Source organism: Saccharophagus degradans 2-40 (assembly GCF_000013665.1).
GTDB lineage: Bacteria > Pseudomonadota > Gammaproteobacteria > Pseudomonadales > Cellvibrionaceae > Saccharophagus > Saccharophagus degradans.
In genome coordinates this window covers 2,186,518-2,211,271 of sequence record NC_007912.1, presented here as the reverse complement: position 1 = coordinate 2,211,271, position 24,754 = coordinate 2,186,518, and the positions used below count along the sequence as shown (strand labels likewise).

The 24,754-nt window shown below is 46.5% G+C and carries 24 protein-coding genes, 2 tRNA genes and 1 pseudogene; 11 read left to right on the top strand and 16 right to left on the bottom strand.

Annotated elements, in window-relative coordinates:
• Window positions 1-71: 71 nt before the first annotated feature.
• Genes SDE_RS21280 through SDE_RS09075 form a run of 3 tightly spaced genes read right to left on the bottom strand, consistent with a single transcriptional unit; the run spans window position 72 to window position 3,047 of the window.
• Complete coding sequence (locus SDE_RS21280) at window positions 72-1,094, bottom strand: rhomboid family intramembrane serine protease (RefSeq protein ID WP_011468215.1); 1,023 nt, start codon at window positions 1,092-1,094, stop codon at window positions 72-74.
• Window positions 1,095-1,127: 33 nt separating this feature from the next.
• Window positions 1,128-2,144 (bottom strand): metallophosphoesterase, encoded by a 1,017-nt coding sequence (locus tag SDE_RS09080; protein WP_011468214.1) that lies wholly within the window; start codon window positions 2,142-2,144, stop codon window positions 1,128-1,130.
• Window positions 2,145-2,162: 18 nt separating this feature from the next.
• Window positions 2,163-3,047, bottom strand: a complete 885-nt coding sequence (locus SDE_RS09075) for an NAD(+) kinase (protein WP_011468213.1) — start codon at window positions 3,045-3,047, stop codon at window positions 2,163-2,165.
• A 74-nt stretch (window positions 3,048-3,121) separates the two neighbouring features.
• Here SDE_RS09075 and SDE_RS21275 point away from each other — a divergent pair, with 74 nt between their 5' ends.
• Window positions 3,122-4,171, top strand: a complete 1,050-nt coding sequence (locus tag SDE_RS21275) for a DUF1853 family protein (RefSeq protein WP_011468212.1) — start codon at window positions 3,122-3,124, stop codon at window positions 4,169-4,171.
• A gap of 24 nt (window positions 4,172-4,195) precedes the next feature.
• On the opposite strand, the gene SDE_RS09065 is transcribed toward SDE_RS21275, so the two are convergent.
• The 5 genes from SDE_RS09065 to SDE_RS09045 all read right to left on the bottom strand — a co-directional run bounded on the left by SDE_RS09065 (window position 4,196) and on the right by SDE_RS09045 (window position 8,561).
• Entirely contained in the window at window positions 4,196-5,326 is a 1,131-nt protein-coding gene (locus SDE_RS09065) for a cyclic nucleotide-binding domain-containing protein (protein ID WP_011468211.1), read from the bottom strand.
• Window positions 5,323-6,285, bottom strand: coding sequence for a 1-aminocyclopropane-1-carboxylate deaminase/D-cysteine desulfhydrase (locus tag SDE_RS09060; RefSeq protein ID WP_158303869.1), 963 nt, complete (start codon window positions 6,283-6,285; stop codon window positions 5,323-5,325). The genes SDE_RS09065 and SDE_RS09060 overlap by 4 nt, the downstream gene beginning before the upstream one ends.
• 7 nt (window positions 6,286-6,292) lie before the next feature.
• The gene (locus SDE_RS09055; RefSeq protein ID WP_011468209.1) at window positions 6,293-7,639 is read right to left on the bottom strand and encodes a hypothetical protein; all 1,347 of its coding nucleotides are present in this window, start codon (window positions 7,637-7,639) and stop codon (window positions 6,293-6,295) included.
• Between the two features lie 722 nt (window positions 7,640-8,361).
• Window positions 8,362-8,438 (bottom strand) — tRNA-Asp (locus SDE_RS09050).
• 47 nt (window positions 8,439-8,485) lie between these two features.
• A tRNA-Val gene (locus SDE_RS09045) sits at window positions 8,486-8,561 on the bottom strand.
• Between the two features lie 251 nt (window positions 8,562-8,812).
• Between SDE_RS09045 and SDE_RS09040 the strand changes: the two genes are divergently transcribed.
• Entirely contained in the window at window positions 8,813-10,201 is a 1,389-nt protein-coding gene (locus tag SDE_RS09040) for a two-component system sensor histidine kinase NtrB (RefSeq protein ID WP_011468208.1), read from the top strand.
• Between the two features lie 38 nt (window positions 10,202-10,239).
• Here the strand turns inward: SDE_RS09040 and SDE_RS09035 are convergent, their stop codons facing one another.
• A complete protein-coding gene (locus tag SDE_RS09035; protein WP_011468207.1) occupies window positions 10,240-10,746 on the bottom strand; it encodes a flavin reductase family protein in 507 nt (168 codons plus the stop codon).
• A 173-nt stretch (window positions 10,747-10,919) separates the two neighbouring features.
• On the opposite strand from SDE_RS09035, the gene SDE_RS09030 reads away from it, so the two are divergent.
• Window positions 10,920-12,350, top strand: a complete 1,431-nt coding sequence (locus SDE_RS09030; protein ID WP_011468206.1) for an HD domain-containing phosphohydrolase — start codon at window positions 10,920-10,922, stop codon at window positions 12,348-12,350.
• A 4-nt stretch (window positions 12,351-12,354) separates the two neighbouring features.
• Here SDE_RS09030 and SDE_RS09025 read toward each other — a convergent pair whose 3' ends face one another.
• Window positions 12,355-12,714, bottom strand: a complete 360-nt coding sequence (locus SDE_RS09025) for a diacylglycerol kinase (protein WP_011468205.1) — start codon at window positions 12,712-12,714, stop codon at window positions 12,355-12,357.
• Between the two features lie 2 nt (window positions 12,715-12,716).
• Window positions 12,717-13,301: a flavodoxin gene (locus tag SDE_RS09020; protein ID WP_011468204.1), complete on the bottom strand. Its 585-nt coding sequence runs from the start codon at window positions 13,299-13,301 to the stop codon at window positions 12,717-12,719.
• A 308-nt stretch (window positions 13,302-13,609) separates the two neighbouring features.
• On the opposite strand from SDE_RS09020, the gene SDE_RS09010 reads away from it, so the two are divergent.
• The gene (locus SDE_RS09010; RefSeq protein WP_011468203.1) at window positions 13,610-14,587 is read left to right on the top strand and encodes a GGDEF domain-containing protein; all 978 of its coding nucleotides are present in this window, start codon (window positions 13,610-13,612) and stop codon (window positions 14,585-14,587) included.
• Window positions 14,588-14,955: 368 nt separating this feature from the next.
• Here SDE_RS09010 and rluB read toward each other — a convergent pair.
• The 5 genes and pseudogenes from rluB to SDE_RS08985 form a co-directional block, all read right to left on the bottom strand.
• Window positions 14,956-15,807 (bottom strand): annotated as a pseudogene (gene rluB, locus SDE_RS09005) (23S rRNA pseudouridine(2605) synthase RluB); the annotation flags it as partial.
• Window positions 15,808-15,897: 90 nt separating this feature from the next.
• On the bottom strand, window positions 15,898-16,956 hold the full coding sequence (scpB, locus tag SDE_RS21900; RefSeq protein ID WP_011468201.1) for an SMC-Scp complex subunit ScpB: 1,059 nt from the start codon (window positions 16,954-16,956) through the stop codon (window positions 15,898-15,900).
• A gap of 29 nt (window positions 16,957-16,985) precedes the next feature.
• On the bottom strand, window positions 16,986-17,948 hold the full coding sequence (locus SDE_RS08995) for a segregation and condensation protein A (RefSeq protein ID WP_011468200.1): 963 nt from the start codon (window positions 17,946-17,948) through the stop codon (window positions 16,986-16,988).
• Window positions 17,949-18,146: 198 nt separating this feature from the next.
• Window positions 18,147-18,770: an L-threonylcarbamoyladenylate synthase gene (locus tag SDE_RS08990; RefSeq protein WP_011468199.1), complete on the bottom strand. Its 624-nt coding sequence runs from the start codon at window positions 18,768-18,770 to the stop codon at window positions 18,147-18,149.
• A gap of 224 nt (window positions 18,771-18,994) precedes the next feature.
• Window positions 18,995-19,831, bottom strand: coding sequence for a PHP domain-containing protein (locus SDE_RS08985; protein ID WP_011468198.1), 837 nt, complete (start codon window positions 19,829-19,831; stop codon window positions 18,995-18,997).
• 48 nt (window positions 19,832-19,879) lie between these two features.
• Here SDE_RS08985 and SDE_RS08980 point away from each other — a divergent pair, with 48 nt between their 5' ends.
• The 7 genes from SDE_RS08980 (at window position 19,880) to SDE_RS08950 (ending at window position 24,718) form a co-directional block, all read left to right on the top strand.
• Complete coding sequence (locus SDE_RS08980; RefSeq protein ID WP_011468197.1) at window positions 19,880-20,638, top strand: VC0807 family protein; 759 nt, start codon at window positions 19,880-19,882, stop codon at window positions 20,636-20,638.
• Between the two features lie 42 nt (window positions 20,639-20,680).
• On the top strand, window positions 20,681-20,980 hold the full coding sequence (locus tag SDE_RS08975) for a YciI family protein (protein WP_011468196.1): 300 nt from the start codon (window positions 20,681-20,683) through the stop codon (window positions 20,978-20,980).
• A gap of 55 nt (window positions 20,981-21,035) precedes the next feature.
• Entirely contained in the window at window positions 21,036-21,773 is a 738-nt protein-coding gene (locus tag SDE_RS08970; RefSeq protein ID WP_011468195.1) for a TIGR04211 family SH3 domain-containing protein, read from the top strand.
• 78 nt (window positions 21,774-21,851) lie between these two features.
• The gene (locus tag SDE_RS08965) at window positions 21,852-22,421 is read left to right on the top strand and encodes a peptidylprolyl isomerase (RefSeq protein ID WP_011468194.1); all 570 of its coding nucleotides are present in this window, start codon (window positions 21,852-21,854) and stop codon (window positions 22,419-22,421) included.
• Window positions 22,422-22,425: 4 nt separating this feature from the next.
• The gene (locus SDE_RS08960; protein WP_011468193.1) at window positions 22,426-23,181 is read left to right on the top strand and encodes a pyridoxine 5'-phosphate synthase; all 756 of its coding nucleotides are present in this window, start codon (window positions 22,426-22,428) and stop codon (window positions 23,179-23,181) included.
• Window positions 23,182-23,405: 224 nt separating this feature from the next.
• Window positions 23,406-23,801 carry a CBS domain-containing protein gene (locus SDE_RS08955; RefSeq protein ID WP_011468192.1) on the top strand — a complete coding sequence of 132 codons (396 nt, stop codon included), beginning with the start codon at window positions 23,406-23,408 and terminating at the stop codon, window positions 23,799-23,801.
• Between the two features lie 146 nt (window positions 23,802-23,947).
• Window positions 23,948-24,718: a TrmH family RNA methyltransferase gene (locus tag SDE_RS08950; RefSeq protein ID WP_011468191.1), complete on the top strand. Its 771-nt coding sequence runs from the start codon at window positions 23,948-23,950 to the stop codon at window positions 24,716-24,718.
• Window positions 24,719-24,754: the final 36 nt, after the last annotated feature.

The following is a 24,754-nucleotide window of genomic DNA, read 5'->3' as shown; positions in this document are numbered from 1 at the left end:
ATTATTTGCTAGCACTACCTAGCAATTTCTTTGATAACTATTACTTTTAGAATTTTTTAAATTTCTGCTGTTTAATTACTACTTTTCACGCCTGTTTTGCGCAATTGCGTTAGCACCAACCCAAATATCACACCGGCAACCAACCCGCCAATGTGTGCGCCGTTTGCCACTTTGCCTTCCATAAAATTGTCGATAATGCCGAGTACTCCTAGGCCTAAAAACAACAGCATCATGCCCGCTAAGCTTGGCATTATGTAAATTAGCGGGCTTTTATAGGTGCGGTTAAGTACAAGCAGCGCCCCTAAATAGCCGTATACAACACCCGACAAACCGCCAAAAATACCTCTTGGCTCCATAAAAAACTGTGTGTAATTCGACACTAACGCCGTGAACACAAATAAACCTAAATACAGCCCACGTCCTAAAAAAAGTTCTAATCGGCCGCCCAAAATCCATAGCCACAGCGCATTAAAAACTATGTGTAATAAACCAAAATGTAGAAAAGCTGGGGTAAGTATGCGCCAAGGCTGGCCACTCGCAACGGCCTTTTCTAACGGCAGAAAAGTCAGGCTGTGAAACAGCGAGGTATTTAAAAAAAGCTCTTGCACATAAAACCCAGCCACACCTAATGCAATAAATAAAATAGATAGCCAGAGTCGAGCCGGCGCTTTAATTAATAGCATGTTTACGGCAGAAAACGCCGCGTCGCGTTGATGAGTATCTAGCTGGGCGAACTCTGTTTCTTCAACTTGACCTGCTTGCTTTTCTGCATTTGATTTAGCTAATGCCATATCGATTGATATCGTCTCACGCCGAGCATCGCCACCACTTGCCTTTACGCTGGGCTTGGCCGCGCTCGCCAGCGCGCGGCTCACCTCGGAAGCTGGCGCGTTTATATCGATAACACCTTGATTAACCGCGTTCAAGAACATCTTAAAGCTGTTGATATCACTCGCCTTTTTGTACAACAGTACATTTTGCGAGCCTAGCGATTCAATTTTGTACTCCACCTGCTGGTGCGCTAAATACGCTTCTAGGTGGGAAAGATCTTTACTCTTGGGGAATTCGGCTATTTTAAACCAGTCGCTCGCCATGTATTGGCTCCGAAATTAGAGAGGCGTGATGTGTTAGGGGTCAACATACACCCATTCGAACTTATCTTCCGATAAACGTTGCTCACCACAAAATCGATAAGCCACTAAACGCCCATATTTAACAGCACTGTAATCTAAGCAGGCAATGTTGGGCTTTATGGGCCTAGGCCTGCCCTGCAACCAGTAATGCCCCACAAAGATGGGCGGAAGATCATCTGCATAGCTTAATAGTGAGGCCTGCTGGTCTGGATTCAAGGGGAAGTCGATTAAGTCTTCTGGCAACGGATCTGGTTGAAATACAACATCTTTGTAGGTGGTTGGGTTATGCGCCCAAAACTTAGTGCGAAAAATACGGCGGATATAGCCGTCACTCCCTTTAATAGTTCGGCCTTCAGGCAATGGTAAGCCCGTGCCACGAGTAAGCCTATCAAATATCCTACCTGCCAAACTGTTGGGGTTGAACGACTCACGAACCAGCTCAGGAGTCGCTTTTGCACCGCCAGTAAGATCAACTAAGGCGTCGATTAGCTGCTGATCCCAACAGGCGTGCACCACGCGAAAATCGTCGAACTCTAAATATAGCGGCAGAGTTAAGAACCAATCTAAAAAGGTGCGCCACTCTTCTGGGTATGCCGCAAACTGGGTAAGCGTTTCGGATATTTGGCGGTTGTTGCGGGCGTTGTGTTCGCGCACAAATTGTTTCTCGCCGGTATCATCGTCGGCCATATCTATGGCAGTGGTGTATGCAATGGCGTTGTATTCATGGTTACCCATAATGCAGTATGCGTAACCGGCGTCTACCATGTTTTTAACCAAATGCAGGGCCTCGCGAATGTGCGGCCCCCTATCTACAATATCGCCCAGAAAAATCGCTTTACGGTGCTGGTGCTTATATACCCCATCTTGTTTCTCATAGCCCATTTTCACTAAGAGCTTTTCTAAGGTATAGGCGCAGCCGTGTATATCACCAATAATATCGTAGCCCTGCCCCAGCTCGAGCTGCGAAGCGGGGCCATTTATATCGCGAGTATGCTCTTTACTGGCTGGCATATGCTCTACTCACTATCCTTAACAACCACCCGTATGGCTTGCCCAACCCAGTTTAGAGCGGCAAGTTTCATAAAAGTTATGGTCTGTTGGATGAATTAACTCAAGTAAATCTGGCGATTTTGTTACTACCACTTCGTCACCCGGCTTTGTCACCACATGCGTTTGACCATCGTTGGTGATATGTGGGCTTAGGTGATTATCTTTTGCAATGAGCAAACGGATTCTGCTAGACCCATGTACAACTATAGGTCGACTGCTAAGCGTGTGCGGGTTCATGGGCACAAGTACAATAGCATCTAGGCTGGGGTGCATTATTGGCCCGCCGCAACTAAGCGCATAAGCGGTAGCACCCGTTGGCGATGAGATAATCAAGCCATCTGAGCGTTGCCTGTAAACGAACTCATCGTTTATGTACAACTCAAACTCAATCATGCGAATAAACTGCCCTGGGTGCATTACCACATCGTTTAATGCCACCGCCTCAGATATCAACTCCTCACCGCGATAAAGCTGAGAATGCAGCAAGAACCGGCTTTCAGACACATACTTGCCGGCTAGCACTTCGCCTACTTTATACTCAATTTCATCGGGGCTAATATCGGTGAGAAACCCCAAACGACCGCGGTTTATACCCAACAATTTAACGGGCTTACCCGCAAACGCACGTGCCGCAGAGAGTAAACTGCCGTCACCACCCACCACAATAATGAGGTCGCAGCGCTTGGCTAGTGTTTCTCGCGATACTATTTCAAGCTCATTTTCGGTGTAAAACTCAGCCGTTTCTTCATCGAGCATGACTTCAATATTTTGCTTTGCCAAAAAACTAATTAGGCGTCGCAACGAGTAAGCGGCGTTATCACTATCTAAACGACCGATCAAACCCACACATGAAAATTGACTCATAGGTATAGCCTGTAGCTAAAGCTGTTATTATTGAAGTAATTGTTTAACTGATTATAACTGCTCGCCGGATCAAAATGCCAAATTTCGACAGTTTTACCTACCGCACTGCACCTTGGGAAAACTTCAAACACCCTTTAGTTAGAGATATTGTTTGGCTTTTAGCCAGCCCAGCGTTACTTAGCGGGGCCTCTCACAACCAAATTGCACCAACGCTAGCGCCGTTTAATCAACCACTTTGTAACGCTGCCCTCAGCTGGCTAACCGAGCTTGAGCACAACCCATCTCTTTTTGGCGACCTAAACCGGTCGAATTTTCGACGCTTAGGCTTATATGCAGAAGCGCTATTTGCGTTTATTTGCAGTAAACCTACGCCTTTTCATAGCTTTACACTTTTGGCCAAAAACCTACAAATAGAAAAGTTAGGCAAAACCTACGGTGAACTGGACTTTCTATTGCGCTCAAACAGCAATCAAATTCACCACTTAGAAATGGCGGTAAAATTTTACCTTTATCACCCGCAAACACCTCTACCAGATTCACAAACCAACCCATTCTATCGCGGAGCGAACAGGTTAATTGGGCCAAACCGAAAAGATAGGCTCGACCTAAAACTAAAACGCATGCAAGAACATCAGCTACCCATTGTACGCACCCCTGAAGCCAAGCAAGCTTTTTTAAATGCAAACCTATTAGTAAATGCACTTTCATCGCACTTACTAATTAATGGCAGAATATTTCTACCCGGCCATAAAAGTGAAACGCACACCAATTCACAACTGCAACACACACCGTTAGCATCATTTTTGAACGACAATATTAGCACCGGCATTTGGTTGCCACTTTCGGAGTTTGAGCAATATGCACAAGCAAAAAGTTGCGATATTAGGTGGATAGTACTTAGAAAATTAGATTGGCTAGCGGGGCCAGCGGCAGACGACCAGCTACTCGCGTACGCAATGAGCTATGAAGATATACAAACTAGAATGAATATTGGCGGTGATTTAGATTTCACACTGCCCATTTTGCTACAAGCAATTAACTGCGAACAAACACCTGAAGGACACAACATTACAAAACAAGAACAAGTTATGCTGGTAGACGACCGCTGGCCCAACCACCTTTAAAGCGTTGCTCGTCTCACAACACCACTACTCTGCGCCCGCCACCAACTCACCATGGCGCAACATATAACCCGCCTCTTGCACGAGGTTTTCACTTAAACCCGCTTCAATAAACCCACCTGCAAGCGCCATAGCGTTATAGCCTTGCTTACCCAATAAGTACGCCGCTGCGCGACTGCGCCTACCGGTATCACAATAAAAAACATAGGGTTTGGCTGGGTCTAACAACCTTTTCTTAAGGCTTAATAAGCCAAGGGGGATATTTGCAGAGAAGCTTAAGTGGCCTAAGTTATATTCTTCGTCGGTACGCACATCCACATACACTGGCGATTGCAGCATGCTGGCGGCTTCATTTTCAGTCACTTCTTCTACCACAGGCTCTTTGCGCAGCAGTAAAAAGTCTTGCTTGTTAAGTACCATTAAAACACCGTCGGTTTTCATGGTTACGTTGGCATTGCGCACGGTTTCATTTACCAACGCATCTTCGCCAAAGCAGCGGCCAACGTTAATATCTGCTAATTTAACTAACTTACCGCTCTCGCTGCGCTGAGTAACTTCTGCCTCACCCTCTTTAATAAAATAGCAGGCATCACCCAACTCGCCTTGGCGAATAATGGCATCACCGGCCATCACAATAACAGGCTTAAGCCTGTCGAATATCATTTCTACATTAATGGGCGGCACTTTGTAAAACAGGTTAGATTTCAAAACCGTTTGAATCCACTCCATGTCTTCATCCATATCGCGTTCATTACATAGCTCGGCAAGCAAGTAATCGGATATTTGGCTCCAACACACCATACGATCTAGGTAGTCGCTGTCTACCCGCAAAATCATACAATCTGTTATAGCCACCCCACGCTGCTGACGCGGCTGAGCATGCGCCAAGGGCAAAATCGAATCTTCGGTGGCAACAGAAACCACCTCACCACTTGCCGTTTGCAAATGGACTTCGCCATGCAATAAATAAATATGCTGATTGTCTACCTGGCCAAATTGAAACAACACCTGCCCCTGCAGTATGGTTTGCACAGATACGTGATTAAATAGATCAGCTAAATATGATTCACGCAATCCATTCAGCGGCACCAAGGTTTTTGCCATTGCCAAGGCGTCATCAAATTGCTGACTGTTATCGTGCACCAAATTTACACTCATACATACAACTCCATTAATTGCTTCTCCACACTGCGCCTACCTTGTAAGCCACCAGAGTGAATAGCCACAATATGGCTACCTCTTGCAAACTTACCCTGCTTAATCGCTGTTGCCAGACTGTACAGCATTTTCGCCGTATACACTGGGTCTAATTGCACGCCAACTTCTAATTCTGTTTCTACCATAAACTTTAGCAGGTATTCTGGAAACTTGGCGTAACCACCACAATGCCCATCCTCTAAAAGCTTCCAGCGGGTATTCGCACCTATGGCAGCAGCAATTTCGGCTTTATATTCGCCACCCACCTTTAGCACTGGCACGCCCAACACCTGCACAGAAGGCCCCACGCCATTAACAACGCCGCTAAAGGTTGTACCTGTGCCACAAGCCATCACCACATAAGCATCGCTCTCATTCGGCGTAACGCGCTGCAGAAACTCACTGCAGGATGCCCCCAACACTTGGCAGCCAGTATTACCCAGCAACCCAGCCCCTCCTTCGGGCACCCAAAAACAAGGTTCTCCTAACTCGAGATTGAGAGCCATCAGTAGGGCCTGATCATTACGCAGCTTGTAACGTTCACGGCTAATAAAATGTAACCGCATACCCATTGCCTCAAGATCATCTAAAGTTGGCGCTGCGCCTTTGGGTCGCTCACCACGAATTACCGCAATTGTGGGAATCCCTAAAATTTGCCCAGCGGCTGCTAAGGCGTAGAGGTGATTAGAGTATGCCCCACCAAATGAGGCAATGGGTTGCTTAGAATGGGCGCTTTCAAAATAAGCCTGCAAATGCCCGTGCAATTTGTAAAGCTTGTTACCGCTAAGCTTAGCGTGAATAGCGTCGTCTCGACGCAAATAAACCGCAACACCCGCTTCATCGGCCACACGCCAATTGAGCCGCTGGTGTTGCACAGTAGCTGCGAGTTGAGGTAGATCACCTGTTAATAGGTTTAACAAAGAAGGGTTAGGCACCAGCTAGCTTTAATGAATTGATACTTTTTATTTTTTTATGCTGATCGCAGTGATCATCATGCCCAATATGGAATTCGCTCGGCGAGTTTATGCGCTGAATATTTGCGCTGCAAATAGTACCAGCTTCGTCGCAATGCTTACAAACCGGAGCTTGATAATGCTCTAGCCACGCCAAATAGTGGCCTTCTTGCACACCACATACACTTGCCGCGTAGGCAATGGGGTTATCCATAAAGCGTGAAATTTCGCTTTTGGGTAACGTAATATGTCCTGCTCCCGGCTGATAGGTTACAAAGCTAATGCCTTTGCTGGCCATTTTATCCAGCAGCCTGTCACCACTATTAGCGACAAACTGTTCGTTTTCCTGCCGCAAACGCGCAATTTCATCGTGCAACTGTGCTTCTTGTTCGTTACGGTATAGCAGCTCTACCTCTCGCATTTGCAGCAACTCTTGCAACTCGGTGGTAGCAGCATTAACTTTTAATTCGAGCTCGGTTTCGTAATTTTGCTTTAGCGCCTCAATGTGATCGCTTTCTTCACCCTCTCGCAGCGACAATTTGTGTTCGAAGTACTCACGCAAGCCCTCAATTTTTTTAGCCTGCCCTTCTATTGTCTCTTTCAGCGATTTATTACGCTCACGCTCTTCTTCTAAAGCACGCCCTTTACTATCAAGTAGCTGCCGATACTCTTCTAATCTATTGGCGGATTCCGTTTTTATCTCTTTAATTTCGCGTTCGCGTTCACGCTCTATAGTAGATGCTTTAAGCCGCTGTTCTTTAAGCAAATGCGCCATGTGGCTTCGCAGCTCCTGCAAGTACTCTTCGTTAAAGTTGCGCTGTTGCTCTTGCTTCTCTCTACTTTGCGCCTGCTCCAACTCGTCCTTAGAGGGTTCGCGAAACTGAATACTTAACCGGTTAAGCGCCGCCGACTTTTTGAGTACCGTTAGCTGGCCTTTACCTTTGCGTAAATCTGGGTCCCACAGGGAGCCTCTATGATGGCTTATGGGGCATTGGCTAGCACAGGCAAGCTTAATTGGGCCAGCGCCTAAATCGGGCCCAGCGCTGGCATTCATGGCCAGTTGATCTAAAGGTAAATTCCAAGAAGGGTCAATCTCCCCGGTACGAGTAAAACTAACCCAGAAAAAAACCGCCCGCTCGACGAGCAATTTAGAATTAATTTGAGCAAATACGGCGGGAATAGTTTGATTGGCTAACTCTCGAACGGGTACATACCCATCCAAAATTGCCTCAAACTCGGAATACAACATTTCACGCAATAAACCACCTTGCCTATCAAACAAGAAAATAGCACTAGCAAGTTCATCGTGGTCAAATATCACGTATAGATTCCAAGTCGGCCTAGGCGCACACGCCTAAAATAATAAATGCATTCAATCGGCAATCACATGCAGACAAATAGTAATACCACTATTGCCCATAAACACATTATTAACCACTCGAAGTTCTCAGGCTGTGACGCGCCTTTCAATGCTTAGAAAATTGAATTATATCAATATCGATTTATCTTTGAAGTGGCTATTAAAAGCACAATTTGAGGAAGAATTGAGTAAAAACCGAAGGAAGTGTCAAAAAGGTACTTCAGGAGGTAAATAAATAGAGGGGAAATTACAAATATCTAAAGCGCTGACTTATTAAAGGTCAGCGCATTCATCAAGGTAGTCATCTAGATCTTGCTCGTCATCCAATAGGTATAACGGTGCATCTAGAAGCTCTTCTATATAGTCTTGCATAGTGATCTCCTTATTTAGTGAAGTTTATTCGCGTAGTTACTCTCTACACGAGCCTGCAATGCTCTTAGCTAAAATCAGCATTAAGTTATAAGAACATTGAAATCAATAATAGTTCAATTTAAAGCACTTGCTTACTTAAAGCAGCAAAACTACTATCAACGGCGCCATATTAGGCTCAAAGTGTGAACTTAATTTGACAATAACAGCAAGTAAACGCGAGAAAAGAGCAAATAGTGAGAAGTTAGATAGGCAAATACATAAAAAGTAGGCATAAAAAAAGCCCTACTCTTGCGAGTAAGGCTTTTAGTATATGGCGACCCGGAAGGGACTTGAACCCTCGACCTCCGGCGTGACAGGCCGGCATTCTAACCAACTGAACTACCGGGCCGCATTTCTCGAACTAACTCACTACCCTTGTCACATCACAAGTAAGAGTGGTGGGTGGTACAGGGGTCGAACCTGTGACCTACGCCTTGTAAGGGCGCCGCTCTACCAACTGAGCTAACCACCCGTCCGTCGAGAGCTGCGCATTCTACCGGATTTGCTTCCTATGTCAAATTTTTTACGCCACTTTTTTCAATAAATTTTAAACCTAGCTATTCTTTGCACAACCTGACTAAAAGCCTATCGCAATGCCCAATTTACAACCACACAACCCCATTCACCTTCCCTAACCATTGCACCTAGACGCAGACGCCTACTCCACCTAAGATAGTCACAACAATCGATTACAATCAAAAAAACACTCTCTAGGATACAGGAATGGATACCGCCGAACTGTTTCGCTGCTTAGTTATTGCCCTCTGTGTGGCAATAGCGGTACAAACAATTGGAATAGTTTGGTTTTGGCTAAAGAAGAAAAAAGACAACACGCTTGCCGGTGAGCAAATAGCCCCAGAACAACTCGCCAAAACAAAAGAACAGCTCTGGCGAGAGATAGAACGACACCAAGCAACCGAAGACCTCTTGCGCAAAACACAGCGCTACATTCACAGTGTGGTTAATTCCATAGATTCAGTACTGATTGGCGTTACCCGCGATGGCTACGTTACCCACTGGAACCGCGCCGCAGCAGAAACCAGCGGCTTAAGCGCAGAAATGGTGATGGGCGCTAAAGTGACCGATGTTTTTCCCAACCTGCCTGTTTCCATTGGCACTGTAGCCACCTGTATAGATACCGGCGAGCCATTTAGGCAAGAGAACGTATCTGTAGGGGAAGCCGCCGAAGAACGTTACCTAGATATAAAAGTCTACCCTCTTAAAGAATTAGATAGCTCAAGCCCATCGCCGCAAAACCGCGCGCTCGCGGGAGCGGTATTGTTGCTGGAAGATGTAACCTCGCGTGTGCGCGTAGAAAAAATGATGGTTCAAAACGAAAAATTAATGAGTCTCGGAGAGTTAGCCGCCGGCTTGGCCCATGAGATAAACAATCCTTTAGCCGTTATATTGAATAACGTGCAAAACATCGAACGCAGAGTAAGCCCTACGTTGCCAGCCAACCAAGAAAAAGCCCTGCAGGCGAATATAGACTTGAATGCGCTGGATACATACTGCCGTAGCCGCGATATTTTTCAGCTGTTAGGGGATATTCGCGATGCGGGAACACGGGCGGCAGACATAGTAAAAAGCATGCTTGAGTTTTCTCGCACCACCAATCAAAAAGCGGCGACAGACCTAAACAAATTACTCACCCATTCACTGCAGCTCGCGCAAAATACCTTTAAGCTTGAAACGCCAGCAGGCATTGAGCTACCCGACATCCATTGTGACTTAGAAGAAAACTTACCTTTAATTTACGCTGCGGCAACCGAGATTCAGCAAGTTATACTCAACTTACTGCTCAATGCTGCGCAAGCTTTTCGATCGGAAGAATACGGCGCCCCCCTGCAACCTCAAATCCACATTCAAACCAAACGCTGTGGGGGCTGGGTGGTGATAACCGTGGAAGACAACGGGCCTGGGATGCCAGACAATGTAAAAAGGCAGATTTTTAACCCGTTTTTTACCACTAAGGAAGTAGGCAAAGGCACCGGGCTAGGTTTGAGCGTATCTTATTTTATAATTAAAGAGCACCACCAAGGTGAAATTGACGTTGAGTCGGTACCAGGCGAAGGTACGCGGTTTACCATACGTCTTCCCCTCGCCTCTTAGCTGTTAGTTAGCCCTTAGCGCAAATCAACTGACAACGCTTATACATAACCACCGTTTAAGTAGATAAGCGGCGTCGCTTCGGCTTGACTGGTACTTACCTTAGTAATATTGCCAATAAAGATATTGTGCGTACCGTGTTGCAGCACATTCACTTTTTCGCAAAAAAATACTGCCTCCGCATCGTTTAAATAATACAAGCCTGTTTCTTGGTTTTTAACCCAATCTCCTACCTCAAAGCGCTGCTCATCAGTGTTGGGGGACGCACAAGTGTTAGATACCAATTGGTGCGAAGCTGAGAGTATATTGATACAAAACGACTGAGTTTCGAGCAATGGCTGATTGATTCGCGAGTCGGTGTTTATACAAACCAATAGCGATGGCGGATTATCAGATAAAGACGTTACCGATGACGCTGTCATGGCAAAGCGCTGCTTGAGTAGGTTGTTAGCAGTTACAACACACACACCAGACGCCAAGCGACGCATACCGTCGCGCATTTGCTGAGCCAGAGTGACACCCGCTGACTCGATAGAACTTCCAGACATATTATCTCGCTGTGATTACGACATTGTTATAAAGACGAGAACAAAACGTCTTTTTCAGCATTATAGGGCATATCGCTGCGCGCCAAAACAAGCTGGCACATAAAACGGCCCCGCAAACAAAAAAGCTGACCTATACTGAATGTATATTCAAATTTCCGTATACGGTCACTTCTATGACGAAACTGGTAGCCGCCCCCCTGCGCGCCGTAAACAACCGGCCTGCTCTTTCTGTGGCGGAACAACAATACTACCTCAAGCGACTTGCAAACCTCAGTCAACGCGTTGCTATTCATAGTGTTTCGAATATAAACAACACCGACAACCACCTCGTTTTACCGCAAGGTCGGCAACTACAGGCAGACGAGCTAAACAACTTACCGCTGGCTAGCCTCGAATACGACTTTGACAAAAACTTGCATATCGAAGGCCAAATAACTGCCGATACTATTCCCGGTCACTTCAAGCTAATGATTGAAGCTGACTCACACATCAAAAGCTTTAGCGAAGCACACCACTCGCTAGAGCGGATAGCTCCCTACTGCGAAATATTAGCATCGCACCCGAGCTTACTCACCAAGCTAACGTGCCTCTCATACTGCTACCCACACGCATTTAAAAACGCACTGTTTACAGCCTGGCTTGGCGTAATATGCGCCGAGTTAAAAAAAGACCCCGTCGCACAAACTCAAGCCCTCTTTTTAAGTGCGCTACTCCAAGGGTTGGGGCTGCTATTTTTACCCAGCTCCATTTCGTTAGAAGCCAAAAATCTAACCGCTGAAGAGCGAGTCACCTTGCACGCCTACCCTACACTTGGCTACAAATTACTGGTTGGGCACAAAAAAATTAGCGACGATGTTGCCAGAGCCATCTTAGAGCACCGTGAAAACTTAGACGGCAGCGGCTACCCAACCGGTAAATTAGGCAATAACATTAGCCCCACCGCGCAGTTATTGAATGTATTGAGCAGCCTGCATGCGGCCTATACGTACAGACTTAAACCCGCTTGTCGACCCATATCGGCACTGGCATCCATTATTAAAATGAATGGCCACACTCGCTTTGGGCGCAGTGGCATTAAATTAATAGAAGTACTACAAGACGAAAAAGCCACCTACGAAGCGACGCTGCCTAGCGAGGTTATGCCAGAATTTATCGCACTTGTACGCGAAACATTTGGTTATTTAAAACAATGTATCGAACGCGCCGAATCGCTATCTGTCGCCATCGGCTTTAGGCATAACAATAGCCAGCTGTACGCCCTGCAAAACAGAATTATCCATATAGATATTGCTATCACCCAATCGGAAGTCATCAACGATGCGTACTTACGCCTCATGGAGCACATAGAAAAAAAACAACTTACCCACGCCTACGGGGAAATAGAAGATACGTTTTTACGTATGCATGAGGTTGTGTTTCATATTGAGAAGCTTCGCCAGAGCTTAGCTGTTTTTGCCGAAGAAAACCCAGCGGAAAATGAACACGTTCAAACAGTGAGAGAAGGCTTACAAGAGTTGGACCGCATAGCGGCCCCGAGTATTTCTGCCGCCTTGAAAGCAACGTGGATAGGCCCTGTCACCAGCCAAAGGCATGACAATTTATAACAAACTAAAGAAACAGTATTGTGCCCCACACAAAGGCCGTGAGGATTAAACATAAAAACACAGCGGCCGACCCCATATCTTTAGCCCGCCCAGCAAGCTCATGGTGTTCTACACCTACCCGGTCAACCACCGCCTCTATACCGCTATTAAGCAGCTCCACAACCAACACCAGCACAACAGTGGCCACCAAAGCTAACCTTTCTAGCTTGGTCACATCAAGCCAAAACGCCAAAGGGAGTAAAACCACAGCGAGGATCAACTCCTGCCGAAACGCTGCTTCGTGCTTAATGGCACTAACAATACCTTTGTAAGAATAATAGGCTGCTTTAAATACACGAGTGGGGCCTGAATTTTTATGCGTCATTACTAATCATCCAATTCTATTGGCTCGTATCCTAGGTTAAATTCATGACTAATTTGCGACACCCACTTATTTAGACGCGATGCACTTAGCTCTGGCTGTTGATCTTCATCTATACCAAGGCCAACAAACAGGCCCTCACCCTCTATTAATGCCTTAGATGCATCAAACTCATAACCTTCAACGGGCCAGTGCCCCACAATTTTGGCGCCATTTTCAACTATCACGTCATGCAGCATGCCCATGGCATCAAGGAAGAAATCCCCATAACCAAACTGATCCCCCAAGCCGAATAACGCCACGGTTTTCCCTTCAAACCCTACCTCTTTCACATCGTCCCAGAAATCTTCCCAGTCGGATTGGATTTGACCGAAATCCCAAGTTGGTATGCCCAGTATGAGCTTGTCATAACTGGCAAAATCCATTTGCGTTACGTCGCTTACGTCCAACACATCTACATTCTCTTCGCCTAAGCGCGCCTGAATTCGAAACGCAATTGTTTCTGTGTTGCCGTCGTCACTGCCATAGATCAACCCAATTTTTGCTGCCACTGCTGCCTCGCCTATAGAACCAAACGCTGTTATTGCCATTGAGAGCATGCGCTCCCAGAAATTGCGCGACATTCTCGCAACTTACCAGCCTGAAAACAACGGCCTTAATACGTACCTTGGCGGCAAGCTTTTACCTCAAGAGGAAATTCGGCAAGGTTTAACCGACAAAAAAGCGCCATTTTTTTGCCGCCAAAAAACACCTCGCCTCCACCACCTTTGCAACCTATTGATTTCATTAACATTTACTCACAGTGTGAACTATGGCACGTTTTTGGCTAAATCCTAACCAACGACTTTGCTGCGACAACATCCCGCAGCACCTATTAATCTGATTGCAGGATAATCCGATGGCGAGAAGTGCAGCGACACAACCCCGTACACGAGGCAAAAAGCCGACAGCGACCATGCTGAAAGTTAACGGCTTTCCCGGCGAAAACGAGCTGAGAGATTTACAGTTTAAGCTGGCCTACAACCTACAAAGCACTTTAGATGTAGTAAATACATTGGAGTTGTTCTTTAGCAATATTCAAGATCTATTCGAAGTAAATGGATTAAGTTTCGATAATTTAGAAGGTATTGAATTAAAGCTTGGGTCTCAAGAGAAACATTCCGCCTGCTACAACGTTGCAACCAGCACCATTCAACTGGGCAAAATTGAATTTAGGCGCGCCAAACCATTTTTAGAAACAGAGCTAACCTTAATGGAAATGCTTATAGGTGTGCTCTTTTACCCATTGCGTAACGCGCTGTTATACCGCGCTGCGCTCGATAGCTCTATGCGCGACCCCCTTACAGGGATTGGTAATCGGCAGGCAATGGACAATTGTTTTGCACGTGAAATTAAGCTTTCGCTGCGCCATCAAACGCCGCTTAGCCTAATGCTTATCGATGTGGATTTCTTCAAGAAACTCAACGATACATATGGCCACCGCGCCGGTGACAAAATGCTTAAGCATATTGTCACCAACATCAAAAACTCACTGAGAGAAACCGATCAAATATTCCGGTTTGGTGGAGAAGAGTTTGTGGTGCTACTGCACAATACCGACGCCGAAAACGCTCGCCTAACCGCAGAGCGCATCCGCATTCATTCGGCCATTACACCAATGGAGATCGACGGCGAAAATGTAGCGTCCACGATTAGCCTAGGGGTAACCACTTTAATTGATACAGATAACGTGGAATCGTTTTTTGAGCGCGCTGACTGCGCGTTATATCAAGCGAAAAAAGAAGGGCGAAATAAGGTGGTGGTTGAATCTTCGAACAACATGCGGCAGCACAACCGCAACAGCGAAGCTCACGCAGGCCAATCTAGCACTGCGTGAACCAACTGAATAAGCTAAAACGCCTAACGACGGGGCTTCGAGCCCCTTCCTCCTGCAGGCCCTTTACCCGGTTTATCACCGCGATTAGCGCTTGGCTTTGCCTTATCAGACCGGCGGTTGGTGCCTAGCTCACCTGTGAATACATCAAATTCATCCCGTCTATCTTTATTGCGAGAATTCGTTTTTTTCGAAGCTTGTTGGCGCGGCTTAGGCTGACGCGTATCACTGCCATTATCAAAATTTGGCGCGCTTCGCGTATTCATCCTTGCCTTAGGTGCGTTAGGTGTAGCAGCTTTGCCTACTGTTACTTCAGGGTCAAAATGGGCTGAAGAAGGCCTAGATCGAGCATCAGGCACCTTAGTGTTTGGCCTACTACTGCGCTTAGAGCCTGGGGATTCCAAGCGGCGGCGCTGACGATCTCTAAAATCTTGTAAACCCGCAGAAAACTTGCGATCTGGCACGGGAATATCTGCAGTTTGGCACAGCTCTTTTAGCTCTTTATCTTCTAGCTCAATCCATTGCCCTACACGCACATTGGATGGAATAAATATGTTGCCATAACGCACACGCTTTAGGCGGCTTACACGGCACTCCTGCGACTCCCACAGGCGGCGCACTTCTCTGTTTTTACCTTCCATTACAACGCAATAGAACCAGCGGTTACTACCCTCTTGGGCACCCGGTACAATATCGGTAAATTTGGCCAGACCATCTTCTAGCAATACACCATCGCGCAAACGCTGCAGCATATCGCCATCCACTTCGCCCTGCACTCGCACCAAGTATTCTCTATCGATATTACTGCTTGGGTGCATCAGCTTATGAGCTAGTTCGCCATCGTTGGTAAACAGCAGCAAGCCACTGGTATTGAAATCTAGACGACCAACCGAAATCCAGCGCCCACTTTTTAAGCGGGGTAAATTATCGTATACCGTTGGCCTGCCCTCTGGGTCGTTGCGCGAACAAATTTGGCCTTCTGGTTTGTTGTATAAAATAACCCGTGTTGTGTCGGCCTCGCCCTTTTTCACTCGTATATATTGGTCGTCAACCTGAATCTTATCTGACTCAGTCACGCGGTCGCCAAGCGTCGCAACCACACCGTTTACCTTCACTCTCCCTTCAGTAATTGCGCGCTCCATTTCTCTGCGCGAGCCTTGGCCTGCGCGCGCCAATACTTTCTGTAATTTTTCGTCCTGCGGACTTGAGTCTGTTGTTTTCAAAAGGAGATTTACCTATTAAGTGTTATGGGCCAAATGGCAGTAAACCATTTGGCCAAAAGATTGCCATTCGGCGTAACTAACAGTGAAAGGTTAGTCGAGTTTTTCTTCTGATGTCTCTTCTAGCGTTTGAGATTCGTCAAGCTCACTGGCTGGCGCGTCGGCTTCCTCAGAAGTGTTTAAATCTTGTTCTGCTAACGTTTCATCTTCGTCAATATCATCCGACGCTGCCGAGTCTGTATCTGCGTCGTCAAGCTGTTCTGTCTCTTCCGCTGCATCATGCTCTTCGGCAGCAGCCGACGCTACTTGTTCCTGATCTTGCTCCAATTCACTGGTTTCAGAGCCGTCAGTTTCATTTTCGTTTTCAATGCCAGCGTCAGTATCTGCCTCAGCCAATTCATCATCCATTGAATCGTCACTTAAGGTCTCAGACTCTACTGCGGCTTCGTCAGCTGCGCCTTTCTCAGCAGTTGTCTCGGGATTTTCAGCTACTGGAGCTTCGCCAGCAGCGGCTTGTTGCGCTTCGTCGGCAGCTTGCTCCTGTGCATCGCTTTCGGCTAAATCTTCAGTCTTGCTCGCTTCAACGGCCTCTTCGAAGGCTAAATCTTCATTTAAACCGTCAATATCTTTAAGTTCGCCAAGCGTGGGTAGTTCATCCAAACTTTTTAAGTTGAAGTAGTCTAAGAATTGCCTAGTAGTTGCGTACAACGCAGGTCGACCAGGCACGTCGCGATGTCCTACTACCTTCACCCATTCCCGCTCTACCAAGGTTTTAATAATATGAGAGCTCACAGCCACACCGCGCACATCTTCAATGTCACCACGGGTAATTGGCTGCCTGTATGCGACCAACGCAAGGGTTTCTAGTAGCGCACGTGAATATTTTTGCGGCTTTTCATCCCACAATCTATTCACCCACATGGCGATATCTTCAACCACCTGAAAACGCCAACCGCTAGCAACCTCTACGAGCTCGAAGCCACGACCTGCGTTCTTTTCTTGTATTGCCAACAAAGCTTGTTTGATGTCGTCTTTTTCTGGCTGCTCGTTTTCATCGAACAGGCTCAGTATTCTATCGATACTAAGAGCTTCGCCAGCGGCCAAAATAGCCCCTTCGATAATATTTTGTAGCTGTATGTTTTCTTCGCTCATGACTCTCAACAATTCCGCTTTTCGGTCAATTATTCGCTAATTTCGCCGCGCGCTTTAACATGAATGGGGCCAAACGCTTCGGTTTGCACCATTTCCAATAACGATTCTTTAATAAGCTCCATGATCGCCAAAAAGGTTACCACAACCCCTAAACGACCTTCACTTACGGTAAATAAGCTAACAAATGGCACAAATTGGCGCCCTTTTAGCTGATCTAGCACCTGCGCCATACGCTCGCGGGTAGATAATTTCTCGCGCTCGACGTGGTGGCTGGTAAACATATCCGCTCGGCGCAGTACGTCCGAAAGCGCCAGCATTAACTCGCGCATATCCACGTCTGGGTCTGGGCGCGTAGAGCTTCTGCTAGGTGGTTTAGCTTTGCCTATTTGCGTATCGCGGTGTAAGCGCGGCAATTCATCTATATCTTCCGCTGCTTGCTTAAAGCGCTCGTACTCTTGCAGGCGTCGGATAAGTTGAGCACGTGGATCGTCTTCTTCCTCTTCTTCGCTATCGGAAGATCGCGGAAGCAGCATGCGCGATTTAATCTCAGCGAGCATTGCGGCCATTACCAAGTATTCAGCAGCCAACTCAAAGTGCACTGCTTCCATCATTTCAACGTATGCCACGTATTGATGGGTAATAGCGGAAACATCAATTTCAAGAATATCGATATTTTGCTTGCGAATTAGGTACAACAATAAATCGAGCGGGCCAGCAAAAGATTCTAAAATAACTTCTAATGCATCTGGCGGTATGTATAGATCTTTAGGTAAATTGGTAAACGCCTTGCCATATACAAGCGCAAAGGGCATTTCAGACTGTTCTGGCGAATGGGGGTCTTCTGCGTCTGGCTCGGCTGCGCCTTCTGCTTGCGGTTGCGCCTCGGAATCTGCTTCACTCGCTACAGCCTCTTGAGAACCTGCTTCGGGCATCACTTCTTGAGTCAATACGAGCTCTTCCGTATCTGCTGTATTTTCTTCTGTACCCGACAAGCTATTACTCCAGATGGTTTATCTACTCGTACCTATCACATAGAACGAGCCATACAATATTGTTCAATTTATTCCCGCCCCTAGCATGGGCGAATTTTATAACCGCGCATTATAGCGGTACTGTGGCCAGCGGGGCTACGTGTGGATGCACTAATCTCCACACCACTAGGCCAGCCGCCAGTATTTATAGCCGCAAGCCTAGAAAGTAAACGGCGAGGGATCGCCACAGCCCACGCGGGTTACCACAGGCTCATCGCCCGTCAAATCCACCACCGTAGTTGGCTCCATCCCACAGTAGCCACCGTCTATCACTAGCTCTAGCTGGTGCTCAAGCGACTCGCGAATGTCATAAGGGTCGGTTAGAGGCACGGTATCGCCTGGCAAAATAAGCGAACTGCTCATTAACGGCTCACCCAAGGCATCCATTAACGCCAAAGCGATAGGGTTATTAGGCACACGCAAACCAAGGGTTTTACGCTTGGGATGCATTAATCGGCGCGGCACTTCAGACGTTGCCGGTAAAATAAAAGTGTAAGCACCTGGCGTATGGCTTTTGATCAATCTAAACACAGCATTATCGACTTTGGCGTAGTTAGCCAATTCAGACAAGTCTCGGCACATTAAAGTGAAGTTATGATCTTTATCTAGCTGCCTAATAGCGCGTATACGATCTAGGGCAAGCTTATCGCCAATATGACAGCCTAATGCGTAGGCAGAATCCGTTGGGTAAGCGATAAGGCCTCCACGTCGAACAATATCAACCGACTGCGAAATCAATCTCGCCTGAGGGTTTTCTGGGTGAATCGAGAAAAACTGCGCCACGTTCCCATTCCTCTTATAGTAATACCGCTTGGCTTGTATAGCCCTTGCAATAACAGACCGTTTTTACACCACTCAAAGCAGCTGCACTAGGCTTTCAATTTTTCAATTGCCCCCAGTGCCCGCTGTCATACTTGAATGACCGACGAAAAAATTTGGCTTAACTGCCCTACTTGGTACTTAGACCAGTAATTTTTAGCTAGATTATGTTAGCCGCGTAGTTTGCACTAAGTGCTCCAAAATTCCCACACTGGTCTTGCGTTTTTTGGCATTGCTTCGAATGCGCCTAATTCCTGCCACGGTTGACCGGGGCTGTGAAAATCGCTACCACAGGAGGAGTGAAGGCCAAACATATCGGCAATGCGCTGCATATCAGCCGCCAACCCAGCTTTTTGTTTACCGCTAATAACCTCAATGGCCTCGCCACCCGCTTCTGCAAAGTCGGCGGTAAGCAACCGTAATTTGGTGCGCGTCATATCGTATTTATCTGGGTGGGCAAGCACCGCTACGCCACCTGCGCCTTTTATCCAGCCAATCACTTCGTCGAAATCGGGCCACATTTGCTTCACGTCGCCTACCTTTCCAGCACCTAAGTAGCGTTTAAAAGCTTGAGCAACGCTCTTCACAGCGCCTATTTCTACCAAATATTTGGCAAAGTGGGGCCTGCCTAATAATTCGCTACCGGAGTATTTTTGAGCGCCTTCGTAAGCGCCATCATAGCCTTTTGCGGCAAGCCTTTCGGCGATAGCACGTGCGCGTTGCTCACGAGAGTTCTCTTGCTTGGCCACGCCATTAATAAGAGACTCGGCGTCTAAATCGATGTTCAACCCCACAATGTGAATACCGCGGCCATACCATTGGGTAGAGAACTCTATACCGGGAATTAGGTCTATACCTTCATCTTTTGCGGCCTTTTGCGCCACTGCGATGCCTTGGGTGGTATCATGGTCCGTTAACGCCAGATAAGATACATTGTGTGCTTTAGCTCTCGACACCAGATCATTAGGGCTTAAAATACCGTCCGAGTAAAAACTGTGGCAGTGCAAATCGTAGATAGGCGTCATAGTCTTTCCGAGTGGATAACCACTCTTAATTTAACAATTAGTGAATAAATGAACGATTCTAAACCAGCAACTGCCCCAATAGCCCCCTCAGAGACCAAGGAGCCCAAAAAGGAGAATTTGCTTCTTAATATTGCGCTCAACATCGTCATTCCTACCATCATTCTGACGAAATACAGTGGCGAAAGCCATCTCGGCCCGCAGGCAGGCATTGTTATTGCTCTGTCTTTCCCTATTTTGTACGGTATTTTTGACTTTTTCCGCGCACGCAAAATTAACGTTTTTTCTGCATTAGGGGTGTTCAGCATCGCCCTTACCGGTAGCTTTATGTTGTTAAAGCTAGACACCCAATACATAGCAATAAAAGAAGCTGCAATTCCGGGAATACTTGGTTTGGCTACACTGCTTTCCCTCAAAACCAAGTACCCAATAGTGCGCACATTCCTGTACAACGACAAAATACTGCAGGTTGATAAAGTAGCCAAGGCGCTAGAGCAGAACAACAAAGTTAAAGAGTTCGAGCAAACATTAACCCGCGCATCGGTAATGATTGCCTGTTCTTTTTTCTTATCATCAGTACTTAACTACGGCTTGGCCAAATATTTACTGGTAAGCCCTGCAGGTTCTGAAGAGTCGGTCATTGAACTTGGCCGAATGACAGCCCTTAGCTTCCCTGTAATTACCATTCCCGCAATGACCGTATTAATGGCCACCTTATTTTATTTGTTTCGCAGCATTAAAAAGCTCACCGGCTTGCGCTGGGAAGACCTTATGCACGGAATGGAAGACGTAGAAACAGACAAAAAGTAATACGCACTCAAGTCAATTAATAAAGAAAGAAATGGATCCAACATGCTATTTGCAATAATCAGCCAAGACGTACCCAACAGCTTACCCCTAAGAAAAACCGCACGAGCCGACCATATTGCGCGATTAACAGAGTTGCGCGATGAAGGCCGCTTGATACTAGCTGGCCCCCACCCTGCAATTGAGTCAGACGACCCTGGCGACGCTGGGTTTACCGGTAGCTTGGTAGTTGCAGAATTCGCCAGCCTACAAGACGCACAAAGCTGGGCAGATAGCGACCCTTACATTAAAGCTGGCGTATATGAACGAGTTACCGTTAAGCCATTCAAAAAAGTATTACCCTAGGCCACTTTTTACCAATTATTAAAAATACTCACTTTGAGAACAGGCGGAACTAAACGTGAAAGCAACATTAAATAGCGCAGTTATTTCTCTAACTAAGCAGCTTAACACTCGCACACTTAGGTGCTTATTAATCTGTAGCGCTTTAATTGCTTCGCTCGCAACCAGCAGCCAAGTTGCAGCAAAAACTGTTTATATCTCAGATATTCTCTACGTGCCTTTACGCAGCGGCGCAGGTAACCAATACCGCATCATTAATTCATCTATGAAAAGCGGCACGGCGTTAACGCATTTAGAGGACAGCGAAGACGGCGAATGGGCCTTTGTGCGTACAGGCAATAGCATTGAGGGCTGGATTAGAAGCCAATACTTGGTAGACGAAGAACCCGCTCGCGACCGACTTGCCAAAGTGCAAACCGAACTCGCTAAGCTAAAAAAACAAAATGCCTCCCTAGCGGAAGAAGCCAAGCAGCTAAGCCAAGAAAATGCTAGCTTAAAATCATCCGCGTCCGCAGCAATGCAAGAACAATCATCAGCCCAAAGTGAGTTAGAAAGAATTAAAACCCTCTCCGAAGATGCAATTAACCTCGAAAAGCGCTATCAAGACTTGCTTGAAAAACATCAGCTACTAAAAACAGAAAGAGATTCCCTAGAAGCGGAAAACGAGCAACTTATTAACAGCCAAGAGCTTAACTTTATGTTTTATGGGGCTGGCCTGCTAATTTTGGGCATGCTGCTCGCGGTTATTTTACCCATGATTAAACGTAAAAAAGGGTATTCCGATTGGGCACATTAGCGCCCTATTGCTAGCTCGTCGATTAATCACCCATACTCAACCATACACATATTTTGAATTTTGCTTGAATCTAAAACTATGCCTTTAATTACTCGATTTATCGCAATTTTGCTTTTATGTAGTGCAACGCTTTGCTACGCAGCCGACACCAAACAGGGTAACCCGACTGTCGAGTTGCGCACCGATCTCGGTGTGATTGTATTAGAGCTTTTTCCTAAAAAAGCCCCTATCACCGTTGAAAACTTTTTAGGGTATGTCGATTCAGGTTTTTACGATGGCACCATATTTCACAGAGTAATCCCTGGTTTTGTTATTCAAGGGGGCGGCTTAACCTATGACTTTCAAAACAAACCCACACTCAGCCCGATTAAAAACGAATCGGATAATGGCTTAAAAAACACCATAGGTACATTATCCATGGCTCGTACATCCAACCCGGATAGCGCCACCTCGCAATTTTTTATCAATATTAACGACAACGCTCACTTAGACCCACAAGGCGGACGACCAGGTTACGCGGTGTTCGCTAAAGTTATATCGGGTTTCGAGGTATTAGACAAAATTGTGAAAGAACCAAGAGGCCTTTACAAGAACCACAAAGATGCCCCCAATTTTGCAGTACGCATTTTAAAAGCAAAAAGGCTTTAAACTAATGGCAATAGATTTAAGCGTTAACCTCAACAAAATTGCTCTTATACGAAACTCACGCGAGGGTAACTACCCAGATGTAACCGCCTTTGGCAGGCTCAGCTTAGATGCTGGCGCGGCTGGCTTAACCGTACACCCTCGTCCAGACCAACGCCACATCACCCCAGATGATGTACGTAACTTAGCAGCACTAAGAACAGAGTACCCTCGCACGGAATTTAACATTGAAGGCAACCCTTTTGCGCCAGCCCGTGGCACCTACCCAGGCCTGATTGAACTAGTAGCCGAAACCAACCCCGAGCAATGTACGCTTGTGCCAGATAACGATGCACAAAAAACTTCAGATCACGGTTTCGACCTAAAAACAGACGGCGAAAGGCTTATACCATTAATAGAAAAGCTGCACAGTTTAGGCGCGCGTGTAAGCTTATTTATGGACCCAGACCCAGAGCAAATTGCCCTCGCCAAACAAATTGGTGCAGATCGCATAGAACTGTACACAGGCCCCTACGCATGGGCATTTGGGCGCAATAAAGAAGAAGGCGAGCAACAGTTTTTATTACATAAAGCCGCAGCTGAAGCAGCGCTTTTATGCGGGCTAGGTATTAACGCTGGTCACGATCTAAACCTTCAAAATCTTCCCCTCTACAGCCAACTTCCAGGCCTACAAGAAGTCTCCATTGGTCACGCTTTAACCGTTGATGCACTTTTAATGGGTTATAGCGAAGCTGTTGCAGCATACCGCGCAATTTGCGACTAAACTAAAAGCGTAGGGTTACCCAAATCTTGATATTCGCTAGTCTCCATACTAACGAATCTCTAATTAGGCACCCTACTTGCATTGTATTTTGCACATAGCTCCAACCTAATTGGGCTTTTAGTCGTTAGCAGTATATACCGCACCAAAAGCTCGCTTAGGCTTAAAATAAGCTAAAAACCTTAACGGAAACCTACGGGTTAAATAAAAGGCAAACAGGGGGTGTTATGCATTCAATTTTGGTTCGTGACTATATGGATCGCAATCCACACGCTATTAATCAGCTAGCGAGTGTGCGCGAAGCCATTGGAGTACTCGTCAACGAAGGTATTACTGGGGCACCAGTTATTGACGACTCTAAAACACTAGTGGGGTTTATTTCAGAGCACGACTGCATCCGGCAACTATTAAACGATGCCTTTTACTATGATGAATCCGCAGCAATCGGCGCTATTATGCGTACAGATTTAAAGAGCGTAACGCCAGATACCTCCATACTCACCATTGCAGAAGCCATGGCTAACGGCCCCCCCAAGAATTACCCTGTTGTTGATAATGGCAAGCTTGTTGGGCTTATTTCTAGAGCACACGTATTAAGAGCACTGCTCACCGTTAACGATTAATTTTTACGCTACTAATCCAGAGCAACGCAGCTAACTAAGCTGTGTTGCTTTCCCCTGCCCAGCACCTTCAAAAAACCTGTGGTTATCGCCCTTTTTCTGGTATTTTGCGCCTCCAAACTTCAATTACCAAATAGCACAGGCCAAGCATGACTGAAGATTCTGCCGAATACTTGCAACGCAAAGAGTTCTATAACCGCATGCTTACTGTGTACGGCCGTAAACCCGTGTTAGAGGTGCTGCAAGATAACAGTTTAGAAATACACAAACTGCACTTGGCAGATAGCAACAAGCCCGCCGCCATATTGGACGACATGGTAAAACTCGCCAAAAAACGCGGCATAGAAGTGTGCTATCACGATAAACAAGCACTCTCGCGCATATCTAAAAACAGCAAGCAGGACCAAGGCGTAGCGGCAGATGTAATTGGCAAAGGCTTTCAAAGCCACCAATCTTTTTTAAGCAGCAATAAAAAGCATTACCGAATTTTAGCGCTCGATGGTGTTACCAACCCTCAAAACGTTGGCATGATTATTCGCTCGGCCTGCGCCTCGCCCATCAACGCAATAATATTGCCAGAAAAAGGCTGCGCCAAACTCGACCCGCTGGTGATAAAGGCATCCACAGGCACGCTGTTTCGCGCCCCTATTTTGCGCTGCAAAACACTCGCAAGCTGCTTAAAAGCATTCGCCGAAAGTGGCGCGGATATTATTGGGCTAGACGCCAATGCGCCTCACACCTTAGGCGAAGAGCCTTTAACCGGTGCCAAGGTATTTGTTTTAGGTAACGAAACAGAAGGGCTTTCGAGTGACGTGCGCGCAATTTGTAATAAACACGTGAGTATTCCGATGTTAAACAATGTGGAATCGTTAAATGTTGCCGTTACGGCCAGCTTAATCGCGTTTCAAGGCGCACTGTAAGATAGCTGTAGCTTAATTTACAGTCTCTCTATGGCA